This is a genomic window from Candidatus Magnetominusculus dajiuhuensis (assembly GCF_046044395.1).
In the GTDB taxonomy this organism is placed as follows: Bacteria; Nitrospirota; Thermodesulfovibrionia; order Thermodesulfovibrionales; family Magnetobacteriaceae; genus Magnetominusculus; species Magnetominusculus dajiuhuensis.
In genome coordinates, this window is sequence record NZ_JBJUSG010000027.1 from 1 (window position 1) to 22887 (window position 22887).

The 22887-nt window shown below is 49.6% G+C and carries 25 protein-coding genes; 6 read left to right on the forward strand and 19 right to left on the reverse strand.

The window, feature by feature from the left end; all coding sequences use genetic code 11:
- Window positions 1–330: 330 nt before the first annotated feature.
- Complete coding sequence (locus AB7D94_RS05560) at window positions 331–1485, reverse strand: DUF362 domain-containing protein (protein WP_420264742.1); 1155 nt, start codon at window positions 1483–1485, stop codon at window positions 331–333.
- A gap of 44 nt (window positions 1486–1529) precedes the next feature.
- On the opposite strand from AB7D94_RS05560, the gene AB7D94_RS05565 reads away from it, so the two are divergent.
- Window positions 1530–2321: a TrmH family RNA methyltransferase gene (locus AB7D94_RS05565; RefSeq protein WP_420264743.1), complete on the forward strand. Its 792-nt coding sequence runs from the start codon at window positions 1530–1532 to the stop codon at window positions 2319–2321.
- Here the strand turns inward: AB7D94_RS05565 and nfi are convergent.
- Window positions 2301–2990, reverse strand: coding sequence for a deoxyribonuclease V (nfi, locus tag AB7D94_RS05570; protein ID WP_420264744.1), 690 nt, complete (start codon window positions 2988–2990; stop codon window positions 2301–2303). The genes AB7D94_RS05565 and nfi overlap by 21 nt on opposite strands.
- Before the next feature lie 49 nt (window positions 2991–3039).
- Between nfi and AB7D94_RS05575 the strand changes: the two genes are divergently transcribed.
- Window positions 3040–3267, forward strand: coding sequence for a NifU family protein (locus AB7D94_RS05575; protein WP_420264745.1), 228 nt, complete (start codon window positions 3040–3042; stop codon window positions 3265–3267).
- A gap of 199 nt (window positions 3268–3466) precedes the next feature.
- Here the strand turns inward: AB7D94_RS05575 and AB7D94_RS05580 are convergent, their stop codons facing one another.
- From AB7D94_RS05580 to ftsH, 17 genes are all read right to left on the reverse strand, one after another.
- On the reverse strand, window positions 3467–3595 hold the full coding sequence (locus AB7D94_RS05580) for a hypothetical protein (RefSeq protein WP_420264746.1): 129 nt from the start codon (window positions 3593–3595) through the stop codon (window positions 3467–3469).
- Window positions 3596–3601: 6 nt separating this feature from the next.
- Window positions 3602–4027, reverse strand: coding sequence for an ATP-binding protein (locus AB7D94_RS05585; RefSeq protein ID WP_420264747.1), 426 nt, complete (start codon window positions 4025–4027; stop codon window positions 3602–3604).
- Window position 4028: 1 nt separating this feature from the next.
- Window positions 4029–4502: a peroxiredoxin gene (locus tag AB7D94_RS05590; protein ID WP_420264748.1), complete on the reverse strand. Its 474-nt coding sequence runs from the start codon at window positions 4500–4502 to the stop codon at window positions 4029–4031.
- Window positions 4503–4543: 41 nt separating this feature from the next.
- Window positions 4544–4903, reverse strand: a complete 360-nt coding sequence (locus AB7D94_RS05595; protein WP_420264749.1) for a cupin domain-containing protein — start codon at window positions 4901–4903, stop codon at window positions 4544–4546.
- Window positions 4896–6383, reverse strand: coding sequence for a leucyl aminopeptidase (locus AB7D94_RS05600; RefSeq protein WP_420264750.1), 1488 nt, complete (start codon window positions 6381–6383; stop codon window positions 4896–4898). The genes AB7D94_RS05595 and AB7D94_RS05600 overlap by 8 nt, the downstream gene beginning before the upstream one ends.
- Before the next feature lie 211 nt (window positions 6384–6594).
- Window positions 6595–7959 carry a sigma-54-dependent transcriptional regulator gene (locus AB7D94_RS05605; protein ID WP_420264751.1) on the reverse strand — a complete coding sequence of 455 codons (1365 nt, stop codon included), beginning with the start codon at window positions 7957–7959 and terminating at the stop codon, window positions 6595–6597.
- Window positions 7960–9627, reverse strand: a complete 1668-nt coding sequence (locus AB7D94_RS05610; protein WP_420264752.1) for an ATP-binding protein — start codon at window positions 9625–9627, stop codon at window positions 7960–7962. It lies immediately after the preceding gene.
- Window positions 9628–9638: 11 nt separating this feature from the next.
- Window positions 9639–10727, reverse strand: a complete 1089-nt coding sequence (locus AB7D94_RS05615; protein WP_420264753.1) for a type II secretion system F family protein — start codon at window positions 10725–10727, stop codon at window positions 9639–9641.
- A gap of 80 nt (window positions 10728–10807) precedes the next feature.
- The gene (locus AB7D94_RS05620) at window positions 10808–11269 is read right to left on the reverse strand and encodes a MerR family transcriptional regulator (RefSeq protein WP_420264770.1); all 462 of its coding nucleotides are present in this window, start codon (window positions 11267–11269) and stop codon (window positions 10808–10810) included.
- 9 nt (window positions 11270–11278) lie between these two features.
- On the reverse strand, window positions 11279–11890 hold the full coding sequence (locus AB7D94_RS05625; protein ID WP_420264754.1) for an NAD(P)H-dependent oxidoreductase: 612 nt from the start codon (window positions 11888–11890) through the stop codon (window positions 11279–11281).
- On the reverse strand, window positions 11887–14331 hold the full coding sequence (locus tag AB7D94_RS05630) for a DUF5684 domain-containing protein (RefSeq protein WP_420264755.1): 2445 nt from the start codon (window positions 14329–14331) through the stop codon (window positions 11887–11889). The genes AB7D94_RS05625 and AB7D94_RS05630 overlap by 4 nt, the downstream gene beginning before the upstream one ends.
- A 117-nt stretch (window positions 14332–14448) precedes the next feature.
- A complete protein-coding gene (locus AB7D94_RS05635; RefSeq protein ID WP_420264756.1) occupies window positions 14449–14784 on the reverse strand; it encodes a YajD family HNH nuclease in 336 nt (111 codons plus the stop codon).
- Window positions 14762–15481 (reverse strand): SurA N-terminal domain-containing protein, encoded by a 720-nt coding sequence (locus AB7D94_RS05640; RefSeq protein ID WP_420264757.1) that lies wholly within the window; start codon window positions 15479–15481, stop codon window positions 14762–14764. Before AB7D94_RS05640 ends, AB7D94_RS05635 begins: the two co-directional genes overlap by 23 nt.
- Window position 15482: 1 nt before the next feature.
- Window positions 15483–15764 (reverse strand): RNA chaperone Hfq, encoded by a 282-nt coding sequence (gene hfq / locus AB7D94_RS05645; protein WP_420264758.1) that lies wholly within the window; start codon window positions 15762–15764, stop codon window positions 15483–15485.
- Between the two features lie 56 nt (window positions 15765–15820).
- Window positions 15821–16732, reverse strand: coding sequence for a tRNA (adenosine(37)-N6)-dimethylallyltransferase MiaA (gene miaA, locus AB7D94_RS05650; RefSeq protein WP_420264759.1), 912 nt, complete (start codon window positions 16730–16732; stop codon window positions 15821–15823).
- Window position 16733: 1 nt separating this feature from the next.
- Complete coding sequence (gene folP / locus AB7D94_RS05655) at window positions 16734–17525, reverse strand: dihydropteroate synthase (RefSeq protein WP_420264760.1); 792 nt, start codon at window positions 17523–17525, stop codon at window positions 16734–16736.
- A gap of 50 nt (window positions 17526–17575) precedes the next feature.
- Window positions 17576–19387 carry an ATP-dependent zinc metalloprotease FtsH gene (ftsH, locus tag AB7D94_RS05660; protein ID WP_420264761.1) on the reverse strand — a complete coding sequence of 604 codons (1812 nt, stop codon included), beginning with the start codon at window positions 19385–19387 and terminating at the stop codon, window positions 17576–17578.
- Window positions 19388–19705: 318 nt separating this feature from the next.
- Here ftsH and AB7D94_RS05665 point away from each other — a divergent pair, with 318 nt between their 5' ends.
- From AB7D94_RS05665 to AB7D94_RS05680, 4 genes are read left to right on the forward strand one after another with little or no spacing between them, the layout of a single operon-like run.
- Window positions 19706–20617, forward strand: coding sequence for an NAD(P)-dependent oxidoreductase (locus AB7D94_RS05665; protein WP_420264762.1), 912 nt, complete (start codon window positions 19706–19708; stop codon window positions 20615–20617).
- Window positions 20610–21554: an NAD-dependent epimerase/dehydratase family protein gene (locus AB7D94_RS05670; RefSeq protein ID WP_420264763.1), complete on the forward strand. Its 945-nt coding sequence runs from the start codon at window positions 20610–20612 to the stop codon at window positions 21552–21554. Before AB7D94_RS05665 ends, AB7D94_RS05670 begins: the two co-directional genes overlap by 8 nt.
- Before the next feature lie 17 nt (window positions 21555–21571).
- On the forward strand, window positions 21572–22231 hold the full coding sequence (locus tag AB7D94_RS05675; protein WP_420264764.1) for a cyclase family protein: 660 nt from the start codon (window positions 21572–21574) through the stop codon (window positions 22229–22231).
- Window positions 22224–22883 carry an HAD family hydrolase gene (locus AB7D94_RS05680; protein ID WP_420264765.1) on the forward strand — a complete coding sequence of 220 codons (660 nt, stop codon included), beginning with the start codon at window positions 22224–22226 and terminating at the stop codon, window positions 22881–22883. The genes AB7D94_RS05675 and AB7D94_RS05680 overlap by 8 nt, the downstream gene beginning before the upstream one ends.
- The last annotated feature ends 4 nt before the right edge of the window (window positions 22884–22887 follow it).

A 22887-nucleotide genomic window follows, 5' to 3' on the forward strand; every position in this document is an offset into this window, starting at 1 on the left:
CCCATTATGACACCTGCTACTTCCCCTGTAAAGATGGGGTTTTCCTGACGCTTACCTCCAAGCAATTACTATGCCTTCTCTTTTGCCTGCTTTTTTCTAATGCGTTTGCCCTGAAGGCTGTTACAGCAACATGTCACAGCAACAAAAGGTTTCAGGGATTTCCTCTTTTTACCTGAGTTTTCACCAGTACAAACACCTCTTCCCATATGAAGTTGGCGAGTTTTTGCAATATTTAAGGTTTATTACTATCAGGACAGGAGTTATCATTATAAAATACTCCTGTCAAATGCTTTAAACTGAGGCACCACCACAGCTCATCGTCGGCAACGGCTATCTGGAATTAAACAACTTAGCGATTTTCCTGATGGACTGAAGCGCCAGCGGCTGATGTACCTTGATTGCCTTGTGCGGGCAGACCTCTAAACAGCAGTAACATCTGATACATTTATCGTAGTCGAAATTCAGCCTTTTTGTGTCGTTGGCTATCGCCTTTGCAGGACATATTTTTACGCATTCGTTACAGAGTTTACACGCCCCTTCGATGTTCAGGGGATGGGACGTCAGGTTATTTCTGAGTAGTTTCCTCGCAAAAGGCGGACCAAAGACTATGGCTGTGAGAGTTGGAACGATAAAATTCTCTATATGTTTCATTTCCCCATCTATCGTGAACTCTCCGGCAAGCCCCCTGTCGCTTGCCGCCTTATTGGTGGGCAGAGACATCTCGCTGACGCCCAACATTCGGCAGACGGCCATGTCAAGGGCCACGGCGTTTGAACTACCCATGATAACCCCCATTTGTCTGACTATGCCGGATGTGCCCGGACCATCGCCTTCCATGCCGAGTATCCCGTCAATAATGTTGATTTCAGGCCTCAGCACACTGTATATCTCCACTAAAAGGCCGGCAAATAACTCCTTGTTTTCTCCAAGATTGAGATGCCACTGAGGTTTTCTCTTTCCTACGACACATCCAAAGAGGTTTTTAACCGCCAGCGTGAGGCCCATCTGCGTATGGGTCTTGAGTTTTGGTAGATTTATTATTACGTCAGCGGCGAGGGCGTCTTCTGATAGCTCAAGGGCATTATACCGCGCCGCCGACGTGAATTCCTCTCCATCGCGGCCTGAGAACACTTCTTTTGATACCGTGAACTCTTTAATCTCCACGGGAAGGCCCTTCAGCGCCTCCGCAATACCGCAGTCTTCGATTAACTTAGGGAACTTTGTAAATGTCGCGTGGCTGTCTGAGACCTGAGGCAGCGCGCCTTTTTCCAGGACATACTCCACCGCCGCCTTAATAATCAGGGGATGGGTCGTCACCGCCTTGTCGGGATGTGCCGATAAAAGAATATTGGGTTTGATTAGAACCCGCTGCCCGGCACTAATCCTGACAGAGGAGGTCTCCTCAATGGCCGCCATCATATCAAATATATCTTTCCTCAGTACGGCGTAATCATACGTTGAGTCTTTGACAATTACCTTAAGCATTGTTTATTGTAAACTAGGACGCGCGGTTGTGTCTATATTAGAAAATGATAGCCTCTTTATCTAATGAAAAAATAAAAGATGCCGTTGCCGTTAAAAACAATCACGGCAGATACAGAAACGACGCCTTTTTTATCGAAGGTACGCGGCTCTTTACCACCGCCCTTGATGCCGGAGTTGCGATTCAAAGTGTTTTCTTCACCTATGAATTCGCCGTCAAAGAAGCAAATACCCCCGTCTTAGAAAGATTAGATAAACTTGGCTTAACCCCTGAGGAGGTATCCCCAAAGGTAATGGAAAAACTCTCTGATACGCAAACCCCGCAAGGTATCGCCGGCATAGGGGCAAGAAGGAACTTCACCTTCGCGGACATTGATGCGGCAGCCAACCCTCAAATCGTCATATGCGACGGGATTAAGGACCCCGGCAATCTTGGTGCCATTATACGCACGGCGGAGGCGTTTGCCACTGACACGGTTGTTATCCTGCCAAACACATCCAATCCCTACGCCCCAAAGGCCATCAGGGCCTCGGCAGGGGGGATTTTTAATGTCGCCGTGGTGTATGCGGGGGCAAAGCGGGAGCTGGCGTCGTGGCTTAAGGACAGGGGCATACGCCTCATAGTAACCGTGCCGGAGGGCGGCACGGACATCAGAGACATAGACATGGCCTCGCCCTTTGCCGTAGTCTTTGGTGAAGAGGCCGTGGGCGCGTCCCCTGACATTATTAACATGGCAGACATAACCGCCACGATTCCGATGTGTGGCATGACAGGCAGCCTGAACGCGGCAGCGGCGGCGGCGGTGTTTCTCTATGAGTCATTCAGAAAGCGGCACTGATGGCCGCTTTAGGATAGACCTGGCTCTTGCGGCGGTGTTGTGGGCGCAGCGTGTCGGCTCCGGCAGCCTGTAACGGCTGAGGCAGCTTAATATCACATCAACCGCCCCATCAATGTCAATAAGATGCCCGGGGGAAATAAACAATGGTTTTACTGCCGTGCGGCTTCGCAAGACGGCTCCGACACACTCGCCAGCGTCAAACAAATAACTCCGGCTGCCTTTTTCCCTGCCCGGCTCTTCATAAGTGCCAATAAATCTTGACTTTGCAGCCCCTATGCTTACCGTGTTTAATAGTATGCCTATGTGAGAGGCAAGCCCTATTCGCCTTGGATGGGCTATTCCCTGTCCATCTACAATTATCGCATCTGGTCTGTGTCTTAGCCCCCTGATTGCCTCAATAAGCGTGGGGGCCTCTCTGAAGGATAAAAACCCGGGTATATAGGGGAAAGAAGTCTTTTGCGTTATTGAAACCTCGCCGATTTTATTGAGGGCAGGATATGTGAACAGACACGCGCTGCCTGTCACACTATCGCCGTAAAAGGAGGCATCCACGCCTGCCACGAGTTTTATTGCTCTGTGGAGGGCTACAATCTCTACCTTTGCCGCCAGTGAATTCTGGATTTCCTTAGCCTCGCTTATAATATCCGCAAAATTGGCTATTCCCCGCACCTTTATATTATAATATATAATTACAGAAAACCTGCAAGGAGGATAACTAATGTTGGAAAGAGCGCAAGTTGAAAATTCGTTGAATCAGATAAGGCCGGCCCTGCAAAGAGACGGCGGCAATGTGGAGTTGGTTGACGTAACAAGCGACGGGATAGTTAAGGTCAAACTGGTGGGGGCATGTGGATCTTGCCCAATGTCTATGATGACTCTGAAAGGCGGTATTGAGGCAAAACTAAAGGCCGACCTGCCCGGGGTGAAGGCCGTAGAGGCCGTTTAGTTTACGACGCCGCCAACGGCGGCAGCCCAAACGAAATAGACAAAACGTTGGCAAAAATACGGGTGAAGCTGAGGGGTATTTTTTTCTCCGCAGCTACCAGGGCGAGAGTTATGTTCGATTAACGACATTGCTGACAATGCCTTAAATCATCGGCATCGCCCGGTAGGCTCCGGACTGCTCACGGCAGCCGCTGATCTCCTCAACATGAGTGCGCGGTAAAGACATGCGTAAATAAGTCATCTGATGAATCGAAGACAATACCGCAGTACGGGCAGTTCGTTCTTTTTGTAGTATCGTCTTTAGACATACTATTTATATCTTCGGGCATACTATGTCACTCCGGGCGGTTTTTAAGCGCGGTAAATTTCAGGATATTTTTACCGTCCTGTCGGCTGTAGTTAATCTCGTCCATCAGTTGTTTAATGAAAAATATACCGAGGCCGCCTACATCCCTATCGTCTATACTGGCCTCTAAATCCGGTTCGGGGACGGTTGTCGAATCAAAGGGCACACCCTCGTCTATCAACTCTATATGCAGATTCCCCGCCTCATCCGCCTTAATAACCATTTCAACGGTGCCGGGCTGCCCTTCATAGGCATAGCGCGCGATATTGACAAATACCTCTTCCATTGCTAACTCAATTTCTCCCACCCTGTCAGCAGAGAAACCTTGCGAGGTGGCACCTGAGGCGGCAACTTCTATAAATTCCCTCAGGTGGCCAAGCGTTGCGGGAAGTTTAACCTCGGCAACAACTATCACGTCAATCAGCAGTCAGGTATTCCAGAATTTTTTCCACGTGTCCCTTGGCCTTGACCGCCTTGTAGTGTTTTATTATCGTGCCGTCACTGTCAATTATGAATGTGGAGCGGATTACCCCTGTTGTTTGCTTCCCGTAGGATATCTTCTGCCCCCATGCGCCGTAGGCCTCCATTGCCTTGTGTTGCGGGTCGCTGAGGAGCGGGAAATTCAGGGCGTGCCTGTCCTTGAATTTTTTATGGCTTTCCACTGAGTCAGCGCTCACACCCACAACGTGGGCATACGGAAGTAGTCTGTTTAAGTTGTCCCTGAAGTCGCAGGCCTCCTGCGTACAGCCCGGCGTGTTATCCCGCGGATAGAAATATAAGACGAGGCGATTTTTGCCCCCTTTTAATAAATCGCTCAATGTAAAATCCCTTTCCAGACCATTTTCGTCTATCCCCGTCAACTGAAACTCAACCGCCTTTGTTCCCTCCATATCAGCACACCTCCATTAATTTCCGCGCAGACGGCGGGATATCATAACATTACCGTGTCTTCGTGGCTGTAGGGCGGCACGCAGCAGCAGAGTAGCTTTAACGGTACCGTGCCTGTGTTTTTCAGCTTGTGCGGCGTGCCCGGCTCTATGCACACTGTGTCACCCGCTGATACCTCAAACACCTCATCGCCGTAGCTCATAAGCCCCCGGCCAACCGTAAAATGATATATCTCCTCCGTTAACTCGTGTTTGTGGAGGCTGGTCTGCCCGTTAATTTTCACTATTGCCTCGGCGAGGCTCTGTTTTTCGTTTCCGTGAACCTGCGGGTGCATAAGTTCCCTTATATCAGAGCCGTCTTTCGTCGTATACGCGTTTATTTTTTTGTACGTAGTCCTAATCATAGTTTAAAAGGTAACTCATTATCAGTCTGACCCCTATGCCGGTTGCCCCCTTGCATATGTATGGTTTATCTTTGTCGGCATTCGCGGTAGAGGCTATATCCAGATGTACCCACGGGGTATCGTCTACAAATTCACTCAGAAAATACGCCGCCGTTACAAGCCCGCCCGTACGCCCGCCTATGTTTTTTATATCGGCGATGTCGCTTTTGAGATAATCCTTATATTCCTCGTAAAGGGGCATCTGCCATACGCGTTCGTATGTCTCTGCGGAGGCCTTTTTTAGATTGTCCATGAGGGCCTCGTTATTTCCCATCATGGCTATGGCCTCGTTGCCAAGGGCAATAGAACACGCCCCGGTCAGCGTGGCCATGTCTATTATGACGGCAGGTTTATAGTGTTTGATTGCGTAGCCTATCGCGTCGGCAAGGACAAGGCGTCCCTCGGCGTCAGTATTGAGTATCTCTATCGTCTTACCCGTAATGGCGGTGACCACATCGCCGGGGCGCGTGGCGTTGCCGCCCGGCATGTTCTCAGTAGTCGGCAGCACGGCAATCAGATTTATGGGAAGCGCCAGCGCCGACACCGCCTTTACTATCCCAAGTGCCGCCGCCCCGCCCGCCATGTCGTATTTCATCTTTTCCATCCCATCGGCCGGTTTCAGGGAGATGCCGCCGCTGTCAAATGTGATGGACTTGCCGATTATGGCAACCGGGGCACCCTTACCACCCTTGTACTCTATGACTATGAACTTAGGCGGCTCCTCCGACCCCTTCGCCACAGACAGGTACGACCACATGCCCTCTTTTTTCGCGGCCTCTGCATCCAGCACCTTTACCTTTACGCGCTTACCGGCGAGAGACTTCGCCGTTTCGGCCAGAATAGCCGGTGTCATATCAGATGAGGGAGTATTTACTAAATCGCGGGCAAAGCTTGACGCGGGGACCACGGTGTCAAGCCATTTAATTGACCCGTCCGAGTTGCCAAACGCTCCACTACCCAGAACCGTCAGGGTTTTGATATCAGCGCGCTGTTCCTTTTCAGGCTTTTTATAGCGTTTGAACTCATAGCGGCTCAAGAGCACCCCCTCTACAAAATAGAAGGCCGGGGCATATTTCGCGCCCTTTAATTGTCCCAGTTCCCTGAGAACCGCCGTAGAAAGGGCAGCAGAGGAGACATTAGCCGCCTTGAGATATTTTGAAAAAAATACCTTGCCGCCCGCCCTTCTCAGTTTTTCAGATGTTATGTCCGCTGCCTTGCCAAGTCCGACGAGGACGACCCTGCCGGTTGTAGTGTGTATGAGCGTCAACTCCGCGTGCTTGCCGGTGAATTCCTTGGTTTCAAATACGCGTTTTATCAGGCTGCCGGTCTGCTCATCAAGTTTTGAATACACGGCACCCTTATAGTCTTCCGTAAACGGTAAAATCAGGACATCTGCCTTTATATCGGTCTCAGCAATATTGTCAACAATTTTTATCTCCAAACTGTCCCCCTTGTAGTAATGAATATATCAGGTATTGTATCACAGCGCGCTGTGTAACGCAATACGCCGTCAAAGCCCCCCTCGAATCCCTTAATCAGTAAGAGGATTAACGACGAAGGGGGATAATCCCCCTTCACCCCGTAAATTTCGCCATGTTTTATCTATTTATTTCCACCTGCCGCCCGTTGGCGGCTTCAATTCTCCGGCCAAATCAATTTATGCCGTACTTCTTTAGCCTGTGTCTGAACTGCCTGAACGAGATATTGAGCAGCCCTGCCGCGTCGGTCTTACTGCCTCCGGCCTTGTCAAGCGCCATAAGCAGATATTTCTTTTCGGTCTCCATTAATATGTCGTCAAGCGATACGCCCGCGTCTGAAAATTCAGCACACGTCGGCGGGTGTGCGGTGGTATCCGCCGTCCGGCAGCGAATATCCTCTGGCAGCTCATCCTCCGTAACCACTGATTTGTCAGTGAATGTGAGCATCCGGTCAAGCGTGTTTTCAAGCTCTCTTACATTGCCCGGCCACGAGTATTTCATAAGGACATCTATTGCCCCTTGCGTGAATTTCACATGCGAGGCATTGTTTTTATCTAAATAATAGTCAACCAACACGGGGATGTCCTCTTTTCTTTCCCGCAGTGGAGGCAGGTGTATGGGTATGACGTTTAATCTGTAAAACAAGTCAGCCCTGAATCTGCCCGCCGCCGCCTCGTCTTTTAAAACCTTATTCGTTGCGGAGATTATCCTTACATCAACGGTTATGTCTTTCGTGCCTCCTATGCGCCTGAATGAGCCGTCCTCAATCACCCTGAGAATCTTGGCCTGCAGGTTTTGCGGCATATCGCCGATCTCATCAAGGAATATGGCGCCGCCGTCGGCTGCCTCAAACAGCCCTGTTTTGTTTGAATTCGCCCCTGTGAACGAACCCCTCATATAACCAAAAAGCTCGCTCTCCAGAAGTCCCTCCGGAAGGGCGGCGCAGTTTATGGGGATAAAATCCCTGACAGCCCTCTTGCTGAGGTTGTGTACCGCCCTTGCGATAAGCTCCTTGCCACAGCCGCTTTCGCCGGTTATCAGCACATTGGCATTGCTCTCCGCCACCTTGGGCAGGCTCAACAGAAGGTCTCGAATTGCCTTGCTCTTCCCTGCTACTTTTTCAAACGTGAACACCACCTGAGAGCGAAGATTCTTAACCTCCCTACTCAACAGACGCCTCTCAAGGGCATTTTTGACTATTAATCTTATTTCGTCTATCTTAAATGGCTTGTTTATATAATCATACGCGCCTAATTTCATCGCCTCTATGGCATCCTCTGTCGTGCCGAAGGCGGTTATCATCAACACCATCGTCTCAGGGGAAAGCTCTCTGACCCCCTTTAATATCTCATAACCGCTTCCAATCGGCATCCTTATGTCTGTTATTACGATATCGAAGATGTCTTTTTTCAGGATTTCAAGACCCTCTCCGCCGTCATAGGCGCTCACTACATCGTATCCCTCGCCCTCCAGCAGGAGTTTTAATATGTCGTTCATGCTTTTTTCGTCTTCTACTACGAGAATCTTGGCCTGATTCATTTAAATGTCCTCCACGTTTGGCCCAATTGGCTCAATTGGCCCGATTGGCAACACAATCTTGAAGGTCGTACCCTCTTCATAGATGCTGCTTACGCTTATCCTGCCCATATGCTCCTGTATAATCCTGTATACTATGGCAAGGCCCAGCCCGGAGCCTCCCTTTTTGGTCGTAAAAAATGGATAAAATATCTTTTTCAATACCTCCGGTTTTATGCCGCCGCCATTGTCTTCAAACGCTATTCTAACATAACCCGCCGTGGCTTTAGCAGAGATAACAATTCGCCTGACACGCGTGTCAGACCCCGGAACCGGACATCCAAAAGACTGCACCGCGTTGAGGCACATGTTCCAAAACACCTGCTTGAGCTTGTCCTCGTCACCGTTTATAATAACATCGTCCTCTATACCCTCTGCGATTATTTGCAGACCACTGTCGTTTTCCCCGCTTAAAGAGTTGCGAAGCACCTCAAGGGTCTCTCTGACAATGGCGGTAACAGAGATTTCCCTGAATTCAGGCGGCCTTGGATTTGAATAAACAAGAAAATCTGTGATTATCTTATTAAGCCTGTCCATTTCATAGAGGGCTATTTCCATAACCCTTGCCGTCTTGTCCGGGGGAACTGTCCCCTCTCTGAGCATCTCCACAGAGGCGCGCAACGCCGCCAGCGGGTTTCTTATTTCATGCGCTATATTGGCCGAGAGTTCTCCAATAGCCGCAAGTTTCTCCTTTTCCTTCATCTCGCGCTCAAGTTCGGTTATCTTTGTCAGATCCTCAAAGGTTATAACAAACCCCAGCATTTGGCCTGTGTTGTCTCTATGCTCAGAGAGTTTTAGTTCGATTATTTTATTGGTTGCAGCCATCGTCCCCTTGTATATCCCCTTCGTTATAGGAAGGCTGACGAAATCAAACACGTCTGTAAGGATCATCCCTGTGGCTGCCGCACGATTTATGCCGGTTATTTCCTCAGCCGGGCGGTTGAACAGCATGACGTTGCCCCCCGTGTCGGTGTAGAGCAGTCCGTTGGGTATGTTTTCTATAACCTCCCTGTGAAAGGCATAGAGGTCGCTGAAGTCTCTTTCGGTTTTTATAAGACTGCTTGACGTTCGCTCAAGATTTATCAGCAGGTGGCGGCTAAGGTAGGCTATTATAAAAAGGGCGGTTATATTGGCAAATATATTATAAAAGAAATCCTTCGGCCCCAGACTCCTCAGGTATGGAACAGTTAATATCTGGTAAAATTGCATCTCTAAAACGACGCCGTAGGAGATACCGCTTAGGCCGGCTACGATTAAAATCGTCCGCCTTCCAAGCGTAATTCCAGCGCTTATTACGTTAACAAGCAATAGGAAAGAAAACCAGCTATCTATACCGCCGGTCATCAGAATCAACGTGATAATTAAAAATATATCAAGTATTATCTGAAAATATGTGAACAAATAAAAAGACTTCTCTACGGCGTTGCCAGATTTTTCGTATGACTTCAGCAGGACTTTGTAAATTATCAGATATATGATGGTCAGAAAGAAAATAAATGCGGCCAGGTAGGAAAGCAATATCGGATATATAAATATCACAAACTTCTGGCCGTAAAGAAAAAACGAGGCCAGAAGCAGGTATGTGATAAAGACCCTCAGGAGTATCAACGACCTGAGCTTAGTAAATTCCATCCTAACCCAGGTTACTTAATCAAGGTGACCATCTTGAATATAGGCAGGTACATGGCTACGACGGTAAAACCCACCGTGCCGCCAAGAAACACAATCATAAGCGGTTCCATCAGGGCGGTAAGGTTTGAAACGGCCTGGTCAACCTCCTCGTCATAAAAGTCCGCTATCTTGGACAGCATCGCGTCAAGCGCGCCCGTAGACTCGCCAATAGATACCATACTGGTTACCATCGGCGGAAACACCTTCGATTTCGATAATGGTTCAACCATCGTCTGTCCCTCTGTTACCGAGGTCCTGACTATGTTTATGGTTCTCTCCACTACCTTGTTGCCAGATGTCTTGGCGGTATTTTCGAGGGCCTCCAATATGGGTACCCCGCTTCTGATGAGCGTCCCAAGGGTGCGGGTGAATTTGGCCACCGCGACCTTCTGTATAAGCACTCCAAATATGGGCATCTTTAAAAATATCGCGTCTGTGGCGTATCTGCCTTTGTCAGTACTTCGTATTTGTTTATATATAAACACAAACGCCACTACCGATATCACAATAATCAGACCGCCCCACCCTGCTATGAAACTGCTCAGTGCAATAATGACCCTCGTAGGGGCGGGCAGCGTACCGCCTAACTGGGCAAACATCTTTGCGAATGTCGGCACAACAAACACCATTATGACGCCGATACAAATAACGGCTATCGAAATGATTACTATCGGATAGGTCATAGCGCCCTTGACCTTCTTTTTCAGCCTGAGGGCCTTCTCTATGTAATCGGCGAGGTTCTGTAATACCGAATCAAGGATACCACCAAGTTCACCGGCCTGCACCATGTTCGCATACAGCTCATCAAAGACCTTAGGATGTTTCTTTATGGCGTCAGCAAAAGTCATACCGCTTTCAACATCCTCTTTCATCTTGGCTATGATTCCCCGAAACGTTGCGTTTTCTGTCTGCGTTGCAAGGATGTCAAGGGCCTGCACAAGAGGCAAACCCGCGTCTATCATCGTAGAAAACTGCCTTGTAAACACCACAAGGTCCTTCGGGGGAACACTCCCGCCCATCGTAAACGCCTTCTTTGCCGGCTTTTTCGCCTCAGCAGCCATTATACCTCCCTCACACAGTCCCTGTATTTAGGTTATATCTAATCGCAACAATATGTCAACCCATCGGCTGAACAGGGCAATCAGCTCTTCCCTAACATATTCGTTGACGCCACCATATAGACAACACAGCCTGTACATGTCTTGCCATCGTCCTTGTTGCATCTCCTTTTATTAAGCTCCCAGCATGGTAGCGTCTTATCTACAAAGGCCGAACACTGTTTTCGTATCTGCTGCGGACATTGGGTTATCTCCCAGCATGGGGCATAGTCCAGCAGGAGCTTCACCCCCTCAATACTGATTTTCCTGTCATGCACCAGATCCCTGATACAATTGAGCCATTTTATATCGTTTTCTGAGTAGAACCGGTTCCTGTTCTTCCTAAATGGCTTAATCAACCCGTGCTTTTCATAAAGCCTCAGCGTCTGGTCGGTTGTCCCGACAAGCTCCGCCGCAACACTGATTGTGTACAATGGCCTGTCATCTTTGGCCTCGATCTTATTGGTATCTTTAGTGTCTTTAGTATTCGGGGCCTTCATCTTCACAGTTGCCAATTATCTGAACTCCACAATGTCGTCAAACGCCAGCCGATATTTCGGAGGTTGAGGGTTCAGCCTGTATCCAAACGGCACGATAAGCGCGACGTCATATTTTGCATGGTCAAGGCCGAGGGCCTCCATAACCTTTGGCGCGGATAAGCCGCCGATAGGACACGAATCTATACCGACAAAAGCGGCAGCCGTCATCATGTTCGCCGCCGCTATATGGCACTGCGTTATGCTCCATTGGCGTACGTCTATGCCTGAGTAGAAATCGGCGTAAAACTTTCTTACCCACGCAAGCACATCAGGGCGGCCAGCGTGGCAGGCAAACCTCGCCTCTACGTATTCAGACCCCGGCCTCAAGTCTTCTACTTTGGCCGCTATTGCCACAGCGTCGCTGCACGTTGTAAGCTGCACCTGATTAAAACACGCCTCTTTCAGCCTTTCCTTCAACTCCTGAGTGCGCACCACGATAAATCTCCAGTGCTCTAAGCCAAAAGACGACGGGCTGAGCCGCCCGGCTTCAAGGATAAATCTGAGGTGCTCTTCCGGTATCTTTTTCCCCTCATCGAAAACTTTACACGCATGGCGAAACTGCATCGCCTTCAGGAAGTCTTCTTTCATGGTTTTTCCTCCTTATGGCCATCTTCCACATCGTGCCCATCTTGCTCATCCATTTCAAGTTTCAGCCCGGCCACTAAAATATCTTCTAATGTCCATTCATTATCAGGCTTTGTCGGCACTTTTGGCTTTGCCGACACTACTGGCTCAATTATCAGTTCGGGCACTTCGGGCGCGGCATCCTTTTTGGACTTCGCTCCTTTTTTGGACTTCGCCACCTTTTTGGGCTTAGATTCTATCTCTGGGGCTTCCCCCATCTCAAGCATCTCCGGCATCTCAAGCATCTCCGGCGCTTGGGGTTGGATACCCTTGTCTGCCTCACCTGCGTCATCAGGTGCATCCTGTCCCATTTCCAGCTCCACCAGCGCGGCCAGGGATTTGAAGTCGCTGGTGTCAATTTTCAAATTCCCTGCCTCGTCCTCTATGGGCCGGTCTATATCCAAAGAGTATTCAGGAGATATGTCGAACTCTTGCTCTGTGGTATCCCCGGTATCCCGCACTACTTCCAACTCATCAGGCGCACCGGCTATCTCAAGAGAAAAACCGGGCGGCAACTCTATCTGCATCTGGCCTTCGTCAGTTTCGGCCAACGGCTGCTCAACCCTTTCGTAATTGTCTGATTCTAACGATACGGCGCTGCCACTATCCTCTAACTCTGGATAAACATCCCGGTCCGCGGAAAACTCCTCTGTCTCAAGCTGAATATCCCCCGCTTGCGGCAGCTCAAGTCCTTCCCGCTCATAAGTATCTTCGCCAGTACCGGGCAACTCATCCGATTCAAGCTGAAAATTAAACTCAGACGTGACCTCCGGCTCCGGTTCTATTTCCATACCGTCCTGTATTTTCATATCAATGTCCTCATCCAGTGCAATCTCAGGCAGGTCGTCTTTATATCCTTCGCCATGGTCAATCTGCCCCTCCTGCTGCGATGAAGGGTTAGCCTGTGGTTCACCCTCCAGAGTGAACTCATCAAGGGAAAACTCGATTTCCTCACCTTTGCCATGGTCAACCGTGATCTCATCAGGTACCTCGTCAGGCGGCGCAGGCGTGGGTGCCTCTGCAGGCGTGGGTGCGTCTAATGTAAAGGCATCTGAATCCACGGCACCGGGGTCTAATGTGATGGCCTCAGGGTCTAAGGTAAAGGCCTCTGAATCCACGGCGTCAGGGTCTAAGGTGAGGGCCTCTGAGTCCACGGTGCCAGGGTCTACAGCGAATGTGACGCCGGAGTCCTCATCAGTGCTCTGTTCTACGATAAACTCATCGTGTTCATTCGACATTTGTATGCCAATAGTCTCATCATCTTCGGTTCGTTTGTGTTCATATCCGGCGTCTGGCGAAACGGCGGGAAACTCCCCCGCCGCTAACCCCACTGCCGCGCCAAACCCCGCATCGGCTATGTAGTCCGGCTGGTTCAATGGCACTGTATCATGCTCATAGTCCGGCGCAGACGACCCAAGCGGCACATAGGACGACGAATCTGACCTTCGCGTCCTCGTCGCCAACCAGTAACAGATGACCGGCTGAGCCGCGGTGGTTAACAACAATATCACAAACAAACCCCCGTAGATAACAAGCAAAGCAGATAGATTATCCTTAGAAAACGCCACAAAAAGAGGAACAACTCTCGATATAATTAATCCTATCAATGGTGAGCCGAGGCACAAAAATCCAAACTTTTTATTTACCTGCAGCCTCTCACATATGGCCATCCATATAAGTACCATAACCGCGATGTTCACTATTGGTATTAACATCAAAAATATCCACCACCACGGCTTACCGGCGGCCTGTGCCATCGTATATAATTGGAGACCCGCAATCCATGCCATCCAGGGCGAAGACACGCCCAGCCTTACGGCAATCTTATACAGGAAATAGCCGTAAAGCAACGCACCAAGTAAAATCAGGACAAATGCGCCGATGAGTATCCTAAGAAACGTCTTAGGTTCTATTGGAAAGCTCGCCGGTGATGGCTTCTGCGGCATCGGCACATTGCGTTTTGCCACCGGGCGCGCGGGAGGCATTGGGGCGGCGGTTGCCGAAGGCTGCGCCGGCCCGGGCGTTGCCTTAACAACAGGAGACTGTGCCGGTGCGGTAACAGAAGGCTGTGCAGTCTTCTGAGGGTGCGGCGTAACTGCGGCCGCGGGCGGTGGCGGGGTTGCCGCGGCAACAGGCGGCGGTGTTTTTTTAGGTGCCTGAGGCGCTGCCGTCGCTGACGGCGGTGGCGGTGTTTTAGGCGCTGCCTCTGTATTGCGCGGCTTAGGGCTGGCCTTCGTCTCAGGCGGCACCGCCTCTGTATCTTCTTCATTGGGGGGCGGATAATCAGTGACATGAGATTGCCCGTTTTTGTCAATCCATCTAAACAGGCCGGCTTCCGCCATATTCTGAGCAAAGAATACCGATAACACTATCAGTAAAACCGGCAAAATAAGCCTTATTCTCATATGCCCTCCCTTATTACAAAAAGCATCTTTAAACCGACACAGCGATTCTACCAAATTTCCCAATGTAAAATCTCTGTTATATTCAGGGCTATTCATTTGCAGCCATGTGTTTTTCCTTTATTTTCCGGCTATATAATCGCCAAGAAGTCCTCTTGTGTGTTCGTCGTCATGGCAATAGGCACACAGGTTTTCCCAATTTGAACCATCTGCCGGGTTATTGTTGTGATTGCCGTCTTTGTGGTGCACTGTCAGCAGGTTCTTGTTTTTTTCGTCGAACTCACGGCCACACTTCGCGCAGATAAGACCATGGATTTGCAGCGACTGCTGCCGGTAGTTGGCGTTTGTATTTTGGCCCGCCGCCTTCAGCTCCCTGATTATCTCCTCAACGGATTTGTTGCCGCCGGTTGGCTTGCCAATCGGCCTCCTTGGTTTAAACGACCGGTTCTGAGGCATATCCATTCTCCTTGTTACTGGCAATCAACTCAGGTCTGACTTTCACGGGGATTATCATTCTAAGGCCCTGCAGGTATGACCTTACAGCCTTTGCCTTTTGCTCTTCCTGTGCCGATTTCACGATTGATTCTACTGCCTCATCATTGCCCTTGAACTGCGCGGCGATCTCCTTAGGCAGGGCTGATTTTGTGTCCGCGGCCAGTTCTATTACCCTCCTCATTTTTTGTATGGCGAGGTCTTCTCGTTTTTTCAGCTCAAAGTACTGGGGAGTAAGCCTGCTTAAATCAAGGGTTCTGAGGTATATCTCCTTTCTGAACACCCCGTCTCTGATAAAAGCGGGGTCACGCGTTATTGAATCATTTATCTCCTCGTCGCTGACCCTTATGCCAAGCTTGTTGGCCTCAGCCAACAGTAGTTGATTTTCTATTATTCCCTCAAGGACAACCTCTTTCAGTCTTAGTTGCTTTTCCATCTCTGGAGTGAACTTCTCCTTTAGCATATTGGAGTAGTAGTTTTTCATATTTTCATACATCCTCCAGTACTCCTCCGGGTATATCTTCTTATCCCCTACCTCTGCCACAGCAAGCTGCTTTGACGACTTGTCTATCGGCCCCACGTAGAAAAATATGAAGGATATGATTATCAAAAAGAAAAACACGTAAAAAAACTTCGCATACTTGTGCATGAATTTGATCATCTTACGTCTCCTTTATCGTTAAGTCTTTGTCACGCATATTTGATGACGCTGCGATTTCCTCATCACAGTGAACAGTGTCCCCTTCAGGCAGTATTGACGAGATCGAGTGTTTATAAATCAGTTGCTCCCTGACATCTCTCAGTATTATAACAAAGTTGTCGAATCCTTTGATTACACCCTTCAATTTCACCCCGTTTATCAGGTACACTACTACTGGCGTCTTTTCTTTCCTGAGAAGGTTCAAATATGTATCCTGCAGGGTTGTACCCCTATCTGCCGCCATCGTCTAAGTCTCCTTTTTCATGTACTATAAATTATTTTTCTTAATAATTCAAGCTGTTAATGCGGCAGATGAGGGATAATTTTATCCAAAATCTCATTTTCGCCAAATATTCCAGTTATATCAAGGCATTTGATGTCCGGTTCGTTCTTAAACCAGCTCATCTGTCTCTTGGCGTATCTGCGCGTTGCCTGTTTTATATTTGACACGGCCTCATCAAACCCTGTCTCTTTCCTGAAGTACGCAAATAGTTCTTTATAGCCGATTGCCTGCATAGGCGTGTGTGCCAGCTCAAGTGCGAACAGCGCCTGTGCCTCCTCTGTGAGACCAGCCGCTAACATCGCGTCAACTCTTTCGTTTATCATTGCGTAGAGTTCGTCCCTTTGCCTCATCAGGCATATCTTTATGAACTCATAGGGAAGCGGCCTTGTCATTTCCGTTTGCAGTCTCGACATGGGTGTGCCGCATTTGAGGCATACCTCTATGGCGCGTACAACTCTGCGGTGGTCGTTGGGGTTTAACTTTTCGGTAATTTTTGGGTCGAGGCCGCTTAGATAGTTGTATAGGAACCCGGGCGTTTGTGCCTCGGCGTTCATGAGGTTTGTCCTCAGTTCCCAATCCGCCGATGGCGCTGTGAAAAGCCCCTTTGACATTGCCCTGATATAAAGCCCTGTGCCGCCGGTAATGATTGGCCGCTTGCCCCTTGCGATGATGTCTTCTATTGCCAGGGCGGCCTCAGAGACGTACCGCCCGGTGCTGTACGGCTCAGTCGGCGGGGCGATGTCTATCATGTGGTGGGGAATGAGTGATCTTTGATCTATGGTTGGCTTGGCCGTGCCTATATCCATGTCCTTGTACACCTGCATTGAGTCGGCGCTTATTATCTCACCGCCAAGCTGCTGCGCCAAGAGTATCGAGACGCCCGTCTTTCCAACACAGGTCGGGCCGCATATGGTTACTACTTTGTTCACCTTAGGCCAGTGCCGCACGGCGCACGGCAAATGCCGCCTTTGCCGCCCCCGCCATTTCCCTCACATCATGCACCCGCACAATATCAGCCCCCTTTAATATCGAAGCCGCCACCATCGCCGCCGTCCCCATTGCCCTGTTTTCAACCCCTGCGCCGTCTAATATCTGTCCTATGAAGGCCTTTTTTGATACACCCACCATTATGGGCATCCCCATAGTTGCAAACCTGTCAAGGTTTCCTATTATCTGAAGGTTATGTGCCGTGGTCTTGCCAAACCCTATGCCAGGGTCAAGGATTATCAGGTCTTTTTTTACGCCTGCCGCCAGTGCCATCTCTATACTTCTATTGAAATAATCTTCGATTTCCGAAAAAATTGCTTCATAGACGGGGTTTTTCTGCATATCTTTTGGTGTGCCTTTGATGTGCATTATGACTACCGCCGCCTCATATAACGCCGCGACGCCGGCCATGTCAGGGTCAAATCGAAGGCCGCTTATGTCGTTTACTATCTCTGCCCCCGCCTGTAGCGCCCTCTCTGCCACACCGGCCTTATACGTGTCAATAGATATGGCAACGGGGATACTACCGGCAAGCGCCTCTATTACGGGTATCGTCCTTCTGAGTTCTTCCTCATATGATACGGCCTCAGCACCTGGACGGGTTGACTCCCCGCCTATGTCTATTATATCAGCGCCATCAGCGGCCATCGAAAGTGCGTGCTCAATGGCTCTGGTCTTGTCAAAAAATTGCCCACCATCTGAAAAAGAATCAGGCGTAACGTTAAGCACACCCATGATACACGGTTTTTCGGATAGGTCTATGGTATGTCTTTTAAGGCGTAGTATCAAGAAGGTTGGGGGCGTAGCTGCCTTGTTTGTTCCATTACCAGTTCTATTTCGTCATTTCCTATGGTCTCTTTTTCCAGGAGTATTTTGGCCATAGCCTCAAGCGTATCTATGTTGGCGCTGAGGAGTTCCCTCGCGTTTTCATAGGCCTCCATTACTAATCTCCTGACCTCATCGTCAATGCCTATGGCGGTCTTTTCGCTGTAGTCCTTGTGTCTGGCTATCTCTCTGCCGAGGAAAATCTGCTCTTCCTTTTTCCCAAAAGTAAGCGGTCCCATCACGTCTGACATACCCCACTCAGTAACCATCTTTCTGGCAAGGTCTGTGGCGCGCTCAAGGTCATTGCCCGCCCCCGTGGTCATGTGGTTAAGGGCCAGCTCTTCGGCAGCCCTGCCTCCCAGTAGGACTTTCAGGGTCTTTTTGAGGAATTCCTTTGAGTAAGTATATCGGTCGTCAATGGGCAGTTGCTGGGTTATGCCGAGGGCGCGGCCCCTGGGTATGATACTGACCTTATGCACAGGGTCAGTGCCCGGCGTGTACTTCGCAACAAGGGCATGGCCGGATTCGTGATAGGCGGTGTTTCTCTTTTCCTCGTCACTGATTATCATGCTCCTTCTCTCAACACCCATCAGTACCTTGTCTTTGGCCATATCGAAATCCACCATCTCGACCTTTTCCTTGGTGTCCCTTGCGGCCAAAAGCGCCGCCTCGTTTACAAGGTTTGAAAGATCTGCCCCGGTAAAGCCCGGCGTACCCCTCGCTATGAGCGCTAAGTCAACATTCTCATCTATTGGAACTTCCGCCGTATGTACCTTTAGTATCTCCTCACGCCCCCTTACGTCGGGCTGAGATACGACAACCTGCCTGTCAAACCTCCCTGGCCTAAGTAGGGCAGGGTCAAGGACATCCGGCCTGTTTGTGGCCGCTACGACGATTCTGCCTTCTTTGCCTTCAAAGCCATCCATCTCCACAAGCAGTTGGTTGAGGGTCTGTTCACGCTCGTCATGTCCACCGCCAAGACCTGCGCCTCTGTGTCTTCCAACAGCGTCTATCTCATCAATAAATATGATGCACGGTGCATTTTTCTTCGCCTGGTCAAAGAGGTCCCTCACGCGTGAGGCACCAACGCCGACAAACATCTCCACAAAGTCCGAACCCGATATTGAATAAAACGGCACATCGGCCTCGCCAGCAATAGCCCTTGCCAGCAGGGTCTTACCCGTTCCGGGAGGGCCTACGAGCAACACCCCTTTGGGGATTCTGCCGCCCAGTCTTGTAAACTTCTGCGGGTCCCTGAGGAAATCTATTATCTCCTGCACCTCCGCCTTTGCCTCTTCTATACCAGCCACATCCTTGAACGTTACCTTGTTCGTTTTGTCGGAGACTAGTCTCGCCTTAGATTTGCCAAACGACATGGCCTTGTTGCCACCTACCTGCATCTGGCGCATAAAAAATATCCATATCAGCGCAAGAAAGATTATCGGCCCCCATGAAAAGAAAAAATTCACGTACCACGGGTTCGACACCGGCGGCTTCACCGTTATCTTAACATTCTTAGCCATCAGTTCCTTCACAAGGTCTGGATATTCCATGGCAAATGTCCTGAATACCTTGCCGTCTTTCAGCTTGCCCGTTACCTCGTTTTCCTTTATGTTGACCTCTTCTAAGGCTCCGGTCTTTAATTTATCAAGGAAATCCGAGAAGATAAGCTCCTCCTGCATAGGCTTCTGAACACTCAGCAGGTTAAACAGCACTATCATCAGGCCGCCGATAAACAGCCACACGAATATGTTTTTATATGCGTTATTCAAGGCATTCTGTCTCCGCAGTCATTATAGCATATATTTAATATCAATTTCTCATTATAATAATGTGACAAATAATAATTAAATATATGGCCTCACGGATTAACGACGAAGGGGAGGTAACCTCCCCTTCACCCCGTAAATTTCGCCACGCTTTGTCTATCGCGTTTGGGCTGCCACCGACAAGACGGGGGATTATCCCCTCGTTGGCGGCTTCAGTGCTCCGGCTGCGGGATATGTAGATATTTTCGTAATTATTGTGATAGCATAGGCGTAGGCTGAACATTGACATGAAAAGAACACTAACTTGAAAAGGACACCCACTTGAAAAAGGCAAAGATATCTATAACGACGACCTCCTTCGGCAAGTACGACGATAGATCTCTGGCACCGTTGCACGCTCACTTTGAAATTGTCCTAAACCCTTATGGCAGGAAATTAAAAAAAGAGGAGATCGTGCAGCTCTGCCGCGGCTCTATTGGGATTATAGCAGGCACTGAACCGTTGAGCGCTGATGTGCTGGAGGGACTGCCAGGGTTAAGGGTAATATCCAGATGCGGGACAGGGCTTGACAATGTTGATATGTTGGCGGCAAGGAGGCTTGGGATAGAGGTCTTTAACACCCCTGACGCGCCCACGCGCGCGGTTGCCGAGTTGACAGTCGGCCTGATATTGAATCTCATGAGGAAAATAAACGAAATGGACTCCGCCATCAGGGCTGGCAGGTGGGAGAAACTCATGGGCAATCTGCTGGCCGGAAAAAACATCGGTATCATAGGATTTGGAAGGATTGGAAGGGCGTCGGCCTCGCTGTTACAGTCATTGGGATGCGTGATTGCCTTTACTGACCCGATTGTTCAGGACGAGCCGCCCCAAATACGGCGTTTACCACTGAACGAGCTGCTGGGATTTGCTGACATAGTGATTATTCATGTCTCCTCAAAGGATCTGATTGTGGGGTCGGGTGAGATTGCGCGTATGAAAAAAGGCGGTTGGCTTATCAATGTATCACGCGGCGGGACAGTGGACGAGGACGCGCTGTTTGACGGCCTGAAAAGTGGCCATCTAAGCGGAGCGGCGATTGATGTATTCAGGAGTGAACCCTATGAGGGCAACTTAAGGGAGTTGAAAAATATCATTCTCACCCCGCATGTGGGTTCATACGCGGTTGAATCGCGCGTTGAGATGGAACGGCTGTCCACAGAGAACCTGTTACGGGGGCTGGGCAGTGCCTAAAGCAGGCAGGGTTGCGGTTTTTGGCGGAGCGGGTTTTCTTGGAAGCCATGTGGCAGATTGCCTTGATGCAGCGGGATATGAGGTGTTTATCTATGACATCAGGCAATCGCAGTACCTGAGCGGCTCGCAGCAAATGGTAGTTGGCGACATTTTAGATGAGCAGGCCGTCGAGACGGTTGTCCGGGGGTGTGATTACGTCTATAACTTTGCCGGTATCGCTGACATAGATGAGGCAAGCAGGAAGCCCCTGGAAGGGGTACGCTACAATATACTTGGAAACGCTATCATACTGGAGGCGTGCAGAAAGGCAAACGTGAAGAGGTTCGTCTTTGCCAGTTCCCTTTACGTTTACAGCAAGGCAGGCTCTATATACAGAAGCACGAAGCAGGCCTGTGAACTGTTAATCGAAAACTACAGGGAGCTGTTTGGCCTGCCCTATACAATACTGCGCTTTGGCTCACTCTATGGCCCAAGGGCAGACAGCAGAAACATCATCTATACGATGTTGACACAGGCACTGAAAGAGGGGAAGATAACACGCAACGGCGACGGCGAAGAACTTAGGGAATATATCCACATACACGACGCGGCAAGAGGCAGTGTGGAGATACTTGCCGAAGAGTTTGCAAATCAGCACATAATCATAACCGGCTACCAGCAGATGAGGATAAAAGACCTCCTGTTCATGATAAAGGAGATGCTTGATAATAAGATCGAAATCGAATTCCTTCCAGCCGATACCGACCTGCACTACGAGATAACCCCATACACCTTTGCCCCAAAAATCGGCAGGCGATTGACCTCCCACACCTATGTTGACCTTGGACAGGGTATCCTTGAAACCATATATAACTTATATAGCGCAATAACGCCGTTACAAATCTACAACGGCATTTCGGTCAAAGGTAATGCCTGTTCAACCAAAGATAAGTCCTGACATGAGTAAGTCCTGACATGAGATATGAATTCTTATCATACGCCCTGGCGGAAGGGACAACCCCTGTTTACGGCGGCGCGCAGTCTATCGCGATTCAAACCCGTAAATCCATCGCACAGGGGGACGCGGCAAATGTATTTTCATTTACGATGGAAAACCACTGGGGCACACATGTTGATGCGCCGAATCATTTTTTTAATAACGGCATGAAGATTTCTGAGTACTCGCCCGAATTCTGGTTCTTTAAGAACCCTCAGGTCATGCGGGTCTCGTTACAACCTTCAGGGGTGATACGAGAACTTCGTGGTGTAAATACGCGGACAGACCTCCTGTTGATTCAGTCAGACTGGTGCAAACTAAGGCACGAGGAGGCGTATGTAAAAGAGAATCCCGGCATCGCCCCTGATGTGGGGTTTTATTTACGTAAACAATATCCCCACCTGCGGGCGGTGGGGTTAGACTGGATTTCGGTGTCCCCTTATGCCGACCGCCAGTTGGGAAGGCTTACGCATAGGGCATTTTTAGACCCCGACGGGCAAAATGCCCCGATTTTACTGATTGAGGACATGAACCTGTCTATGGAACTTGCGTCTTTAAGGGAAGTCGCCGTTTTTCCCCTGCGCATAGAAGCGCTTGACAGCGCCCCATGCACCGCGGTAGGGTTGTTTAGTGATTAAGTATATTATATTTGACTTTGATGGCGTACTGGTCGAATCAGTGGACATAAAGACGCGGGCGTTTGCGAGGGTCTTTGAGCCTGAGGGCGAGACAGTTATGGACAGGGTTGTAGAGTACCACCTGCAAAACGCGGGTGTGTCGAGGTTCGACAAGTTTCGCTACATTTATGAAACGATACTGGAGAGGCCGCTTTCTGCCGCACGATTCGATGCCCTTTGCGGGCAGTTTGCGGAACTTGTTGTGGATGAGGTATCTCGTGCGCCGTTTGTGAAGGGCGCGCTGGAGTTTTTGAATGGCTATGCCATGAGTATTTATACATGTTTTGTTTCTACCGCCACGCCGCAGGAAGAGATAGAGGAGATAATAAGACACAGGGCAATGCAGAACTACTTTAAGGCAGTCCACGGCGCTCCAAAAAAGAAGACCGCAATCGTACAGGAAATTCTCGACACACATGGCATACACCCCGACACGGCCATCTATGTGGGCGACGCTATGAGTGACTACAGAGCCGCGGCGGCAAATCACGTCCCGTTTATTGCCAGAGTAAAGGGGGACATTGAGATATTTAACGGCGTCAACTGTACTAAAATCACCGACCTGACCGAACTTGCTCAAGCCATAGCCAACGTGCAGGGATTTACGGGGTGAAGGG